Source organism: Bradyrhizobium sp. CCGB20 (assembly GCF_024199855.1).
Classification (GTDB): Bacteria; Pseudomonadota; Alphaproteobacteria; order Rhizobiales; family Xanthobacteraceae; genus Bradyrhizobium.
On record NZ_JANADN010000001.1, the window covers coordinates 7,128,209 to 7,141,393 of the forward strand.

Annotated in this window: 11 protein-coding genes and 3 pseudogenes; 9 read left to right on the plus strand and 5 right to left on the minus strand. The window is 60.9% G+C overall.

Annotated features, from left to right (window positions below; genetic code table 11):
* The first annotated feature begins 36 nt into the window (after positions 1 to 36).
* The 6 genes and pseudogenes from glgA (at position 37) to NLM15_RS33515 (ending at position 6,154) form a co-directional block, all read left to right on the plus strand.
* Positions 37 to 1,446, plus strand: coding sequence for a glycogen synthase GlgA (gene glgA / locus NLM15_RS33490; protein WP_254122096.1), 1,410 nt, complete (start codon positions 37 to 39; stop codon positions 1,444 to 1,446).
* Between the two features lie 22 nt (positions 1,447 to 1,468).
* Positions 1,469 to 2,605 carry a glycosyltransferase family 4 protein gene (locus NLM15_RS33495; RefSeq protein WP_254122097.1) on the plus strand — a complete coding sequence of 379 codons (1,137 nt, stop codon included), beginning with the start codon at positions 1,469 to 1,471 and terminating at the stop codon, positions 2,603 to 2,605.
* A 72-nt stretch (positions 2,606 to 2,677) separates the two neighbouring features.
* Positions 2,678 to 2,959 (plus strand): DUF3606 domain-containing protein, encoded by a 282-nt coding sequence (locus NLM15_RS33500; protein ID WP_254122098.1) that lies wholly within the window; start codon positions 2,678 to 2,680, stop codon positions 2,957 to 2,959.
* 21 nt (positions 2,960 to 2,980) lie between these two features.
* Positions 2,981 to 5,218: a glycogen debranching protein GlgX gene (glgX, locus tag NLM15_RS33505; RefSeq protein WP_254122099.1), complete on the plus strand. Its 2,238-nt coding sequence runs from the start codon at positions 2,981 to 2,983 to the stop codon at positions 5,216 to 5,218.
* A gap of 214 nt (positions 5,219 to 5,432) precedes the next feature.
* Positions 5,433 to 5,936, plus strand: a pseudogene (locus tag NLM15_RS33510) (DUF72 domain-containing protein); the annotation flags it as partial.
* Between the two features lie 11 nt (positions 5,937 to 5,947).
* Positions 5,948 to 6,154, plus strand: coding sequence for a DUF72 domain-containing protein (locus tag NLM15_RS33515; RefSeq protein ID WP_254124556.1), 207 nt, complete (start codon positions 5,948 to 5,950; stop codon positions 6,152 to 6,154).
* A gap of 37 nt (positions 6,155 to 6,191) precedes the next feature.
* Here NLM15_RS33515 and NLM15_RS33520 read toward each other — a convergent pair.
* Positions 6,192 to 6,973, minus strand: a pseudogene (locus NLM15_RS33520) (SDR family NAD(P)-dependent oxidoreductase).
* A gap of 158 nt (positions 6,974 to 7,131) precedes the next feature.
* Here NLM15_RS33520 and NLM15_RS33525 point away from each other — a divergent pair.
* From NLM15_RS33525 to NLM15_RS33535, 3 genes are read left to right on the plus strand one after another with little or no spacing between them, the layout of a single operon-like run.
* The gene (locus NLM15_RS33525) at positions 7,132 to 8,307 is read left to right on the plus strand and encodes a zinc-dependent alcohol dehydrogenase (protein WP_254122101.1); all 1,176 of its coding nucleotides are present in this window, start codon (positions 7,132 to 7,134) and stop codon (positions 8,305 to 8,307) included.
* Between the two features lie 13 nt (positions 8,308 to 8,320).
* Positions 8,321 to 8,866, plus strand: a complete 546-nt coding sequence (locus tag NLM15_RS33530; RefSeq protein WP_254122103.1) for a hypothetical protein — start codon at positions 8,321 to 8,323, stop codon at positions 8,864 to 8,866.
* Positions 8,853 to 9,989, plus strand: a complete 1,137-nt coding sequence (locus NLM15_RS33535; RefSeq protein ID WP_254122105.1) for a DUF305 domain-containing protein — start codon at positions 8,853 to 8,855, stop codon at positions 9,987 to 9,989. Before NLM15_RS33530 ends, NLM15_RS33535 begins: the two co-directional genes overlap by 14 nt.
* A gap of 52 nt (positions 9,990 to 10,041) precedes the next feature.
* Here the strand turns inward: NLM15_RS33535 and NLM15_RS33540 are convergent.
* The 4 genes and pseudogenes from NLM15_RS33540 to NLM15_RS33555 form a co-directional block, all read right to left on the minus strand.
* Positions 10,042 to 10,953, minus strand: a pseudogene (locus NLM15_RS33540) (ATP-dependent DNA ligase); the annotation flags it as partial.
* Positions 10,954 to 10,963: 10 nt separating this feature from the next.
* Positions 10,964 to 11,170: a DUF2188 domain-containing protein gene (locus tag NLM15_RS33545; RefSeq protein ID WP_254122107.1), complete on the minus strand. Its 207-nt coding sequence runs from the start codon at positions 11,168 to 11,170 to the stop codon at positions 10,964 to 10,966.
* A 15-nt stretch (positions 11,171 to 11,185) separates the two neighbouring features.
* Positions 11,186 to 11,359 (minus strand): hypothetical protein, encoded by a 174-nt coding sequence (locus tag NLM15_RS33550; protein WP_254122108.1) that lies wholly within the window; start codon positions 11,357 to 11,359, stop codon positions 11,186 to 11,188.
* Positions 11,360 to 11,517: 158 nt separating this feature from the next.
* Positions 11,518 to 12,777, minus strand: a complete 1,260-nt coding sequence (locus NLM15_RS33555; RefSeq protein WP_254122109.1) for a hypothetical protein — start codon at positions 12,775 to 12,777, stop codon at positions 11,518 to 11,520.
* Positions 12,778 to 13,185: the final 408 nt, after the last annotated feature.

Sequence of the window (13,185 nt, forward strand, 5' to 3'; positions counted from 1 at the left end):
ATGGTTGGCGTTGACCACCGCGGCCGGGCCTAGCGAATGCGTATTCTGTTCGCGACGCCCGAAGTCTCAGACTTCATTCAAGTTGGCGGCCTTGCCGCCGTGTCAGCCGCTCTTCCCCGCGCCTTGCGGGAGTTTGCAGACGTCCGGGTCATCATCCCAGGGTACCCCGCGGTCCTCCTGGGTTTAAAGGATCTCAAAACCGTAGGCCGATGCCAGGCTTTTGCCGGCCTTCCGGCTTTCGAAGTCGATCTCGGCCACACCGCCGACGGTCTGGCTTACTACGTCGTCCGATGTCCGGAGCTCTACGAGCGCGAGGGCACGCCCTACGCCGACGGACGTGGGGCCGATTGGCACGACAATAACGTCCGGTTCGCGGCATTCTCCTACGCCGCCGCGCAGCTCGCGAGAGGGCTGATCGACAAGGATTGGTCGGCCGATCTGGTGCACGCCAACGATTGGCAATGCGCATTGATCCCCGGCTATCTGAAATGGCATTACGCGCACATCCCCACCGTCTTCACGATCCACAATCTGGCCTATCAAGGCGTCTTCGACCGAAGCTCGCTTGCGCAGCTGGGTATCCCCGAGGCCAGCTTCAACATCGAAGGCGTCGAGTTCTACAATCGCCTCTCCTTTATCAAGGCCGGCCTGGTCTACGCCTCTCACCTGACGACGGTCAGCCAGACCTATGCCCGGGAAATCACCACCGCCGAGTTCGGCTGCGGTCTCGACGGACTGTTGAAGCAGCGAGCCGATCGTCATCAATTGTCGGGTATCCTGAACGGGATCGACGAGACTTGGGATCCCCGCACCTGCTCGTCCCTGTTGCAGCCGTTCGGCGCCGGTGACTGGACCGAACGCGCGCTGAATGCCGACGATGTCAGGGATCAGTTCGGCCTGGCCGTCTCTCGAGGACCGCTATTCGCTCTCGTCGCCCGTCTGGTGCATCAGAAAGGCGTCGACCTCGTGATCGAAAGCGCCCAGGCGATCGTCGATGCCGGCGGCCAGATGGTCGTCACCGGCAAGGGCGAGCCTCGATTCGAGGAAGCACTCCTCCAGGCACAGGCCCGCGCACCGCGGTCCGTTGCCGTGAAGATCGGCTTCGATGATGCCGAGGCGCGCAGGATCTTCGCGGGCAGCGATTTTACGTTGATGCCATCTCGCTTCGAGCCTTGTGGGCTTAGCCAGATGTACGCTCAACGCTTCGGGTCACTGCCGATCGGCCATCGCACCGGCGGTCTCGCCGAAACCATCGTGGATGGTGAGACCGGATTTTTGTTCGACCAGCCATCCGCTCCCGGCTTCCTCGGCAGCCTCTGCCGCGCCTTCTCGACCTTCGGCATGAAGGATCGCCTCGACCACATGCGCCGCGCTGCGATGGCTCAAGCGTTCAGTTGGAACCAATCGGCCAAGTCATACGCGGATCTCTATCGGGCATCGATTTAGAAGGGCATTGGGGGCACACAACATGAAAATCGCTCAAATTGCTCCACTTGCGGAAAGCTGCCCTCCGCGTCTCTACGGCGGCACCGAGCGTATCGTCTCATATCTGACCGAAGAGCTGGTGCGTCAGGGACACGAGGTCACGCTATTCGCGAGCGGAGACTCGGTCACGTCGGCAGAACTCGTGCCGTGCTCGAAAATGGCGTTGCGACTTGATCATTCAGTCAAGGACATGACGCCGTATCATGTCATGATGCTGGATCAAGTTGCGAGGCGTGCCGACGAATTCGACGTGCTGCACTTCCACATAGACCATCTGCACTGTCCCCTGATGCGGCCCTACGCGGATCGGATCCTGACGACCTTGCACGGCCGGTTCGATCTTCCCGATCTGATGTCGTTCTATTCGGCCTTCCCAGAGCCGCCGCTCGTCTCAATTTCAGACGCGCAACGCCGCCCGATGCCGCCTGTAAATTGGCTTGGAACGGTGCTTCACGGACTGCCTAACAACGTTCTGCCATACAGAAATCCACCGCCAGGCGATTATTTGGCGTTCCTCGGCCGCATCTCGCCTGAAAAGGGACCGGACAAGGTGATCGAAATCGCGACCAGGGCGGGAGTGCCGCTCAGGATGGCGGCCAAAATCGACGCCGCCGATCAGCGCTACTGGGATCAGGTGATCGCACCCATGGTCGCCGCGCACCCGCGCGTAGAGTTCGTGGGCGAGATCAACGAAGTCCAGAAAGCTGAATTCCTTGGCAATGCCCGCGCTCTGCTGTTTCCAATCTGTTGGCCCGAGCCGTTTGGCCTCGTCATGATAGAAGCAATGGCGTGCGGGATGCCCGTGATCGCCCTTGCGCACGGCTCCGTACCTGAGGTCATCGATCACGGCGTTAGTGGCTTTGTGGTCAACTCCGTCGATGAGGCGGTCGAGGCGGCAAAATCGATCGGAACGTTGGACCGACAGATGATCCGCAAGCGGTTCGAGGAGCGCTTTACGGCGGAGCGGATGGCGCGGGATTATCTGGCGGCGTATCGCCGGCTGCCAGCATTGCGACAGAAGGCGCAGCTCGACGTGTTCGCGATCCCCTCGTGCGACGGCGTGATCCGGATGCCGCCACCTGCTGCCGGCCTCGAACTGGGCGTACCAACGGCTGGCTGACCGCCTGCGGTGCTGCGACCAGGAACGGAATCGTCGAGCGACTGTTACGACGATAGACCAGGAGTTGCCGCCATGCGCCGCGCAAAGCCCCAGCCGATCCGTAACAAGCTCGATCTGACCGACCGTACCCAGGTGCGACTGATCAAGAAGCGCCTCAAATTATCCGACGCCGAGCTGACGACCATCGTCGAGCGAATCGGCAATTCGCTATCCGCAATCAGCAAGGAAGCCGCGCTGCAAAAGGCGACCGCGCCGTCAACGCCGACTGACGTCCCGCCAGCCGCGGTGATCGCTTCCGCAAATTGCGCTGAGCCAACGACATCGGAAACCGTGGCGGCCGCGCCGGCTTCATGACGGCTTTCCTTGGGGGACAAAATGGATCGACCATCACTTTCCGACGACGCCTTGACGCGAGCCGCGTCGAGCCTGCGCCGCTCCCGGATCACGGAAGGTAGGCCGTTTCCGCTCGGCGCCACCTGGGACGGGCTTGGCGTCAACTTCGCCTTGTTCTCCGCACATGCCACCAAGGTCGAGCTTTGCCTGTTCGACGATACCGGCGAGACCGAGCTCGAGCGGATCGAGCTTCCCGAATATACCGATGAAGTCTGGCACGGCTATTTGCCCTCGGCCCGTCCGGGCACTGTTTACGGTTACCGCGTTCATGGTCCTTATCAACCCGAAGCTGGGCACCGTTTCAACCCCAACAAGCTCGTTCTCGATCCCTATGCCAAGCAGCTGGTTGGCCAATTGCGCTGGGGACCGGAGTTGTTTGGTTATCAGCTCGATCACGCCGACAAGGATCTGTCATACGACGAACGTGACAGTGCCCCCTTGATGCAGAAATGCCGCGTGATCGATCCAGCGTTCACCTGGGGAACGGCCCGCAAGCCAGAAACACCGTGGGAGCGGACGATCGTCTACGAGATGCACGTCAAGGGCTTCACCCAACTGCATCCCCTCGTTCCCGAGGCGGACCGCGGAACTTTTTCAGGCCTCGCACATTCCGAGGTGCCGGCCTATCTGCGCTCGCTCGGCATCACCAGCGCGGAGCTTTTGCCGATACATGCCTTCATCGACGACAGCTACCTAGTCGAGAAAGGCCTACGCAACTATTGGGGCTACAACTCCATCGCCTTCTTTGCACCCGAGCCACGCTACCTGAAGACGCCGTTTGCGAACGAATTCAAAGCCATGGTGAACCAGTTCCATGCCCATGGCATCGAAATCATCCTCGACGTCGTCTACAACCACACCGCGGAAGGCAACGAGCTTGGGCCGACTCTGTCATTCAAGGGCATCGACAATGCCAGCTATTATCGCCTGCTGTCCGATCAGAAGCGCTACTACATCAACGACACCGGCACCGGGAATACGGTGAACCTCTCACACCCGCGCGTACTCCAGCTGGTTGCCGATTCCCTGCGTTACTGGGCAACCGACATGCGCGTTGACGGCTTCCGCTTCGACCTCGCCACGATCCTGGCGCGGGAGCCGTACGGGTTCGACGAAGGCGGCGGCTTTCTCGACGCGTGCCGCCAGGACCCCGTACTCTCCAGCGTCAAGCTGATCGCCGAACCATGGGACATCGGCCCGGGCGGCTACCAGGTCGGCCGCTTTCCACCCGGATGGGCCGAGTGGAACGATAAATTCAGGGATACAGCACGCGCCTTCTGGAAGGGCGATCCAGGCACCCTCGCTGACTTTGCCAAACGCATCTCCGGATCCGGCGACCTCTTCAACAAGCGCGGCCGCCGGCCCTGGGCCAGCGTCAACTTCGTCACCGCCCACGACGGCTTCAATCTCAACGATCTGGTCTCCTATAACGACAAGCATAACGAAGCGAATGGCGAGGACAATCGCGACGGCCACAGTAACAACCATTCATGGAATTGCGGTGCCGAAGGACCGACGGACGATTCGGAGATCACGGCGCTGCGCGAGCGCCAGAAGCGAAACCTGCTGGCGACGATGCTCCTGTCTCATGGTACGCCGATGCTGCTGGCCGGCGATGAGTTCGGTCAAACCCAGCAAGGCAACAACAATGCTTATGCACAGGACAACGAGACCAGCTGGCTCGACTGGATGAACATCACCGCGAACGGCCGGAGTCTTCGCGAGTTCACACGCAAGCTGATCGCCACGCGCAAAGCGTTTCCCATTCTGTTTCGCAGCCGCTTCCTTGTCGGATCCCACAACGAAGAGCTCGACGTGAAGGACGTCGCATGGCTATCCCCATCGGGGGAAGAGATGACAACCGACCAATGGCAGGACGGTAATGCCAAATGTTTCGGCATGCTCCTCGACGGACGCGCACAGGAGACCGGCATCAAGCGTCGCGGATCGGACGCGACCATGCTGCTGGTCTACAACGCTTATTATGACGTCGTGAACTTCACCTTGCCAGACGTCACCGACGGGAGCAGCTGGCTGGGCCTGATCGACACCAATCAACCCGACGTTCAAATGCCGGCGTTCGAATTTGGGCACGCTTACGCGGTGACGGGGCGATCTCTCGTGGTGTTCGGCTTGGCTACCGAGAACATCGCGACGCACCGCCTGCGGCAAGGTCTTGGCGCGCTGCTCGATATCGCCGAGGCACCCCTGCGCGACTAGAGGCCAGCAGCACTGGCCGTCTCCGGCCAAAAAGGGGACGATCAAGCGTCATAGATCATCCTACCAAGGTTGCCCCTTGCCCGCAGCGCGGCTTTGCATGATCCCCGACGAGGTCTCTAAGCACCAAGCGGTGCCCCACGCAACAATGGGGCGACAGAGGCGTTGTTGGAGCGGTTGCGGCTTTACCCGTTGCGCAACCCACGATGGCTTCGAAATGACTCGCACCCTGATCGGCACATCTGGTTGGCACTACGACTCCTGGCGGGGCCCGTTCTTCCCGGAAGGGTTACCGCTCAAGCAGCAGCTTCACTATTATGCCAATCAATTCGATAGCACCGAGCTCAATGGTGTGTTCTATCGCACACCCACGCCGGAGTCGGTCAAGGCCTGGCGGGAGCAGACTGGCAAGGACTTCGTCTTCGCCTGGAAGGCGTCCAAGTTCATCACTCACTGGAAACGTCTGTCTGACGCCTGCGAAAACAGCCTGGACCTATTGGAAGATCGCGCTAAATTTCTCCGTGGCAAGCTTGGTCCGATCTTGTTCCAGCTACCACCCCAATTCGAAGCGAACGCCGACCGGCTCCTTCGTTCTTCAAGCTGCTATCGAAGAGGCGTCGCTACAGCTTCGAATTTCGTCATCCCAGCTGGTTATCAGCCTCGCATTCTGCGGGTGCTCGCCGACAATAACGCCTCGCTATGCCTTTCCGACCATCACGATGCCCCGGCACCATGGGAGCGCACGGCGGACTTCGTTTACGTGCGCGGCCACGGCCCAGGTGGGCGCTATCACGGCCATTATACCCGCCCTGCTCTCGCGCAGTGGCCCGGCGCATCCGATCCTGGAAACGGCAAGGTTGTGACGTCTATGTCTATTTCGACAACGACCAGAAAAGCGCAGCCCCCGCGGATGCGGCCAAGCTGAAAGCGATGCTCTAGCGGTCGCAGCCGCAGCGGCTCTGGTCGATTTACGTAGCTAAGACTTTGCCGTGCCCGGTTCGGCCATCTTGCGGTGCTGTTTGGCCAAGACCTCATTTGGTGTCACATTGGCGATCGTAGTCTGAATTTTGTTCTTTATCCCTGTGACGATATCGGACTCTCCCCGCAGCATCGCATCGAAGCCCGCTTTGGCCACATCGTGCGCGTCGTCCTTCTTCTCGGTACCGACCTTCGTGTCCATCATGTCCGCTCGACGGAAGAACTCCGTCTCGGTCGCACCCGGCATCAGACAGGTGACCGTGACGCCGCTGTCGCGCAGCTCCTCGCGGAGAGCAAAGGAGAACGAATCCAGGAACGCCTTGCTGGCGTTGTAGACGGCCTGGAAGCTGCCGGGCGTGAAACCGGCAATCGAGCCGGTGATCAGGATGCGTCCCGCATTCCGACGAAGCATCCCGTTTCCGGCGCGATGGATCAGATAGAGCGTGCCGGTGATATTGGTGTCGACAAGCCGCCTTATCTTGGCGAAGTCCTGATCTAGGAAGGCTTTGCCAAGTCCGACACCCGCATTGGCAAGCAGAGCATCGATCGGACGGTCGCCGACAGCGGCGCAGAGCTTGTCGACGCCATCGATCGTGGACAGGTCGGCCTGGACCGCCTCGACAGTCGAACCGAGCCGGCGGAGATCGGTTGCCGCTTGCTCATCGCGGGCTCGTCTGAGGCAATGATCAGATTGAAGCCATCCTCGGCAGCGCAGCGTGCGAGTTCCAGGCCGATTCCGGTGGAAGCGCCGGTGACGACGGCGAGTTGGTTGGCGGGCATGGGCGTATCCTCGGGATTGAGACGATGACGCCCAATCACTTCGTTATCATCTCGTTCCTATCGCTCTGAAGCTGGTGCGGTGCAGAGATTTGCACCATGCAATAGCAACCATCGTCCGTTGTTGGACTTAGATGCGACATATCGAGCGGAGAAGTGGAATGAAAGCGCTGGTCTGGCACGGCAAGGAAGACATCCGGTGCGACACCGTCACCGATCCGGAAATCCAGGATCCACGCGACGCCATCATCAAGGTGACCAGTTGCGCGATCTGCGGCTCAGACCTCCATCTCTTCCACAATTTCATTCCGGGCATGATGCCCGGCGATATCATGGGCCACGAGACCATGGGCGAAGTGGTCGAGGTCGGCTCGGGCGTTGACGGCAAGCTGAAGAAGGGCGATCGCATCGTCGTCCCCTTCACGATCATTTGCGGCGAATGCGATCAGTGCAAGCGCGGCAACTTCTCGGTCTGCGAAACCACCAATCGCAAGAAACACTTGGCAGACAAGGTGTTCGGGCATTCGACCGCCGGCCTATTCGGCTATACACATCTGACCGGTGGCTATCCCGGCGGCCAAGCCGAGTATCTGCGCGTTCCCTTTGCCGATGCCACGCACATCAAGGTGCCCGCCGGCATTCCGGACGAACAGCTGCTGTTTCTCAGCGACATCTTTCCGACCGGCTGGCAAGCTGCCGTGCAATGCGACATCGTGCCGACCGACACTGTCACGATCTGGGGCTGCGGCCCTGTCGGGCAGATGGCGATCCGCAGCGCCATCCTGCTTGGCGCCAACCAGGTGATTGCGATCGACTGCCTGCCCGAGCGGCTCAGCATGGCGGAAGCCGCCGGCGCGACTACGATCAATTTCGAGAACGAGAGCGTGTTGGAACGGCTCAAGGAATTGACCGACGGCAAGGGCCCCGAAAAATGCATTGATTGCGTCGGCATGGAATCGCACGTGATGGCGTCGCTGCCCGACACCATCCTGGACCGCGCCAAGCAAATGGTCATGCTCGAAAGCGACCGGCCCCATGTGTTGCGCGAGATGATTTATGTCTGCCGGCCCGGAGGCATCATCTCGGTGCCGGGCGTCTACAGTGGCTTCTCCGACAAGCTGCCGATGGGGGCTTTCATGAACAAGGGACTGACGATGCGGACCGGGCAAACCCACGTCAACCGCTGGACGGACGATCTGCTCCACCGCATCGAGGAAGGCGAGATCGATCCCTCCTTCGTCATCACCCACACGGTCCCGCTTAGCAAGGGACCCGAGATGTACCAGGTGTTCCGCGACAAGCGGGATTCCTGTGTCAAGGTCGTGCTGAAGCCCTGAGGAGCATTCCGACATGTTTCACGTCTCCAACATCGTACGCACCAAGGGCGATCCCAAGATCGTCGAAGGCGGCCCAAGCTTGAAGCAGCCGGAAGACCAACTCGCACGCGCTCTCGGCTGGTTCAGTATCGGCCTGGGGGTCGTAGAGCTTTTCGCTCCCCGACGTGTCACGGAAACGCTGGGGATGGAAGGCAACGAGACAATGGTCCGCGCCTTCGGCATGCGGGAAATCATGGCCGGGATCATGTCCCTCTCGGTGGACAAGAATAAAGGCTTGTGGGCGCGAGTGGGCGGCGATGGCGTCGATGCGGCTGCCCTGCTTTCCGGCCTGACATCTGATAACCCCAAGAAGGGCAACGTGGCGCTGGCGTTGCTGATGGTGGGCGGCATTGCCATGCTCGACTATCGCGCAGCCCAGGAGACCAAGCCGCGCCGTCCGCCGCGCGATGAACGACGTAAGCTCTACCCGAATCGCAGCGGCTTTCCCAAGGGCGTCGAGGCTGTGAAAGGCCGGGCAAAGCAAGCTGTCCAGCACGCGACGGCCGGTGTCACCTCCTGATCTGGCCGAGACCGAGGACAAGCCGCGACGGCGTTCGCGCTGGATTGCGGCCGCCGCGCTTGGACTGATCAGCAGCAGCTTCTCAACCATCGTCAGCCAGCTCTTCGCGGCGCGGATAGGACGCGACGCCGCGGTCGACTGGATGACCGTCGCTGCCATTCCCGTGCGCGACTGGGCGCTCAGTGCGGAGCCCTCATGGAGCGCCATCGTCACCGGCATCGCCTTCCATCAATGGGCGGATTTTTCCTGGGCCTTGGTGTTCTTCGGCGTGCTCGGGCGCTGGACGGCCGATCTGCGGCCGTGGACGATTCTGCTGCTCGCGCTGCCTTGGGCAATTCTCACATCGGGAATGGAATGGTTCGTCCTCGTGCCGTTGTTCCCGTTCTCGCAGCCGCTGTTCACCCTCCAGCAGCCTTACTGGATTGGCTTTCTCGTCCACGCTTCGTCGGCCCTGATGTATCCCCTGTTCGTCCGGTTGCGCTGGATCCACGATGCCGCGCCCGCGTGGGATGTCTCATTCTCGAATGCCTGGAGCGCCGGGGCGCTGGCCGTAATCGCGGCGCTCGGCGCAATCGCGCTTTTCGGCGCTCGCGGCTACGAACTGCCGTGGGTGGGGCGCGACAAGGACATGGACCAGGCCTATATCCGCCACATGACCGCTCATCACGCGCAGGGCATCGAGCTGGCTCAATTGGCGGTTCGGCGGGCGCGGGACGCCCATCTCCGGAAGCTCGCCATGTTGATGGTTTCGAGCCAGATCGGCGAGACCCGGATCTTCGCAAGTTGGTGGCGAAGCTGGTTCGCCACCGAGATGCCCGACTGCAGTTCCGCGGAGCGCGCGGCCATGCCCGGCCTTCTGACCACGAACGAGATCCAGCAAGCCAGGAATGCGCCGCCCGACGGATTCGATGGGCTGTTCATCGCACTGATGAGCCAACACCACCGCGGCGCGGTCAAGATGGCCGACCAGATGTGGCATAGCTCCGGTGACCCGCGCCTACGCGTGATGGCTCACGCCATTCGCCATGAGCAGCAGGGCGAAATCGCGCTGATGCAGGGCGCGAGCGGCGCTGCCGCTGTCGGCACGGCATTCCGCAACATGCTGCGTGATAATGTGAATTGAACCTGAGGATGTGCATGGCACACGCGGCTGCTGGCGCGATCTCGCGACCTAGTTATGAGCGCGCTACTTTTTGGTGCAGCTGGTCCAGGTGGCACTGGGACGGCTTCTTGTCCAGGCGCCAGCGAAGGATCCTGGTGCCATGGCGAAATCGGTCACCGGACACATGGTCGTAGCAGACCTCGACAACCTGAACCGGGCGCACCGGCTGCCACTCGGCCGATCGCTTCGTCGACCACCGGCTCGGACCGCCGGGCGCCTTGCCGCTGAAGCTGCTCCCGCTGATAATCTTCTCGAACCGTTTGGTGAGGCCAGGTTTGTCCGAGGCCTTGAGCGCGGAGGTGAACCCGACGTGATGCAGGAGCCCGGATTTATCATAGAGCCCGAGCAGCAGCGAACCGATCACCCTCCGGCCGGCCTGCTTCTTCTCGGCATATCTGAAACCGCCGACCACACAATCGGCCGATCGCATCAGCTTGATCTTCTGCATTCCGTCGCGCGTGCCGCTGCAATAGGCAAGATCCCGCCGCTTCGCGACGACGCCGTCGTGGCCGTCCTCAATACGTTGAAGCCATCGCTTGGCTTCGGCGTAGCTGCGGCTCGCCGGCGAAAGCACGAACACATCGTTGTTGCGAAACTGGCGGCGGGCGAAGGCCTCCAGCGCGGGCCGTCGCTTGGCGAGCGGAAGCGCCGCAAGATCTTGATCCGCCGATCGCAGCAAGTCGAAGGCCATGAAGCTCGCAGGCGTCTCTCCAGCCAGACGCTTGATCCGGCTTGGCGCCGGGTGGATGCGCTGAAGCAGTGCGTCGAAGGAGTATCCCTCACCCAGCCGAATGATCAGCTCACCGTCCAAGATGAACGATTCCGCATCGATGGCGGACGCAGCGACAACGACTTCAGGGAAATAGCGAACGAGGTCTCGCCCGCCTTTCGACTGCATCCTGACGCGCTGACCCTCACGGATGAGCCCAGGAAAGCTAACCGGAATTTCTGGCGCCGATCGAATTGGCGCTCTCAGGCTCGGTCACGCGAACGGAATGCCCCTGTCGCATCGCAAGCGATGCTGCCGCAACGGCCGCCTCAAATGCAGCCTCCTTGGTCTGATAGGTATTCCGGATCGAGCCGTCATGTTCGACGTGCCAGGCGCCGTCCCTGCCGACGATGTCGTAAGCTGCAAGTCCCATGTTCTTCCCCTTCAATCAACCGTCCGGCGTCGCCTTGGACGCTTGTGTACTGCTCACCGGATCGGATGCCGGAAAGCTGTCTTTCAAACCTTTCTCGAGCTCATCATCCTTTGCCTTATCGCGGCGTATCGCTTGTCTGGGATCGTCCGCATTCTTGTCCGGTGGAGCAGGATCGAATTTCTCATTCATGCGTACCATCCTTTCATCGTCCGAACTCCGCAACGCGACACATGTTCCTCGGCGATGAACTGAGCCGCCAGCCTCACGTCTTTGGGTGCGTCGATCCGGAAGGTGTCGTGTGCCTCACCCTGTTCACCCGCTAAGCTGGTCCGTCCGGCCTCGGTCACTTAGGATTTCTTCCACCATCCGGCGATCGCAGCAGAAAGATCATACCACAATCCGGTCGGCAGGTCGGGCACTGCGACCCGCACGCTGAACTGGGCCGTGGTCGCATCGCGGACCCACTCGGCTGTCGCGAAGTCAAATCCGAAGCTGCCGGCATGACGAATGGCGTGGCCGTCCCGGCTGAGATCGCGGCACATCGCCTCTGCGGTCTGGCGTGCGCTTTCTTCATCGAGAGGATTCTTCGCTCGCAGGGTGACGTAAAGGCCGTGGGTGAAGTGAAGCTGGGCCGATTGCGACGCGAGCATGCGGCTAAACATCCGCGCGGTACGACGGCCATTGCGCAAGATGGCTGCGACGCGCTTCTTCGTCAGCATCCAATAGGCTTCACGGCCCACATAGGGCGGAAAATGAGCCGGGAGCGCAGCCCCGCCGAACAGCCGGATTGCATTGCGGACCTCCGCCGTCAGGCGTTCGATGATGACGCTCCTGCCCTCATCGCCTGCATTCTTCCATCTGACAAAAACCACCGACCCCAGGCGCCCATACTCCGCCCCGAGTGAATCCAACTTGTTGTGGCTTCGTACCATGACAACGGGAACCTGTTGGCGCTGCGCCCAGCGCAGGACCCGGCGGATGCGGCCGGAACGGACTGCAAAGCATGTTGTATCGAATACCAATAGGTCGAGTTCAGAGCTGCTGGAGCGCAGAATGGCTTCGAACGCCGTCGCAGGCAGACATGAATCCAGCAGAAGGACCCTTGGCAAGCCGGTCGATGTGGCGGCAAGCGGCAGCTCTGGAGAGACGATTTGCAGGCTGGGCGTAAAGCGTTCGATTAACTCCAGCGTCTCTGCGTACGACCCCGTCATTGCCAGGATTTCGCCACTGCCAAGAACTTGCACGGCCGAGAGCATCACGGCCGAGATCGCGGCCATGCCGGACGCACTGTAATAGAGTTCGCTGCTGCAGCCGGCGCCAAGTTCATAGAACATCGGTCCGCTGACGCTGAGGTCCGCGCGCTGATAGTCGTAACTGAATACGAATGGCCCGCTTGCAGGACACGCCGTCGTGGACCACGCCGTCTCGGTCGCCTTCCAATCCTGAAGTTCGTGCTCCGCACGCAGAGCGGCAGTCAGTTGGAATTTCATCCTGATAATCTCGTCTACGGAGCGTGGACGAGACAGGTTTTGCGGACGACACAGGCTGGCATTCAACAGCATGATTTCCTGGTACTTCCGCTCCAGATAAGTCTCAAACGTCTCCATGTGTGTCGTCAGATAAATTCCTTACACATTTTTTCTAAACGTCCATCACAAGCTGGAGGTCCAAACAAGGATTGCGGTAATTCAGATATCAAGCCGGCGGGTCAATTACGACGGCAGCACTCGCGGTTGATTAGCAGCAAGCGTCCGATCTTAACGTGCGGGAGACGACCTTCCGGCCGCCGATCGACAACCGCGTCCCTCCGGAGCCGCCGGCCATATGGGCGTCGCGTCCCAATCGAGCCAGCGGTCCTTTGGGCAACGCCTTCACGACGTTGCAGTCACCAAAACCGAAGGTTACCGGAAGTTCCCATTGACGAACTCCCCTTCCTCTCAGGCACAATGATGGCCTTCATCACCGGGCTTCCTGAGCTGCTCCTAACATATGTGGAAGTAGGAACCGCAGATTGA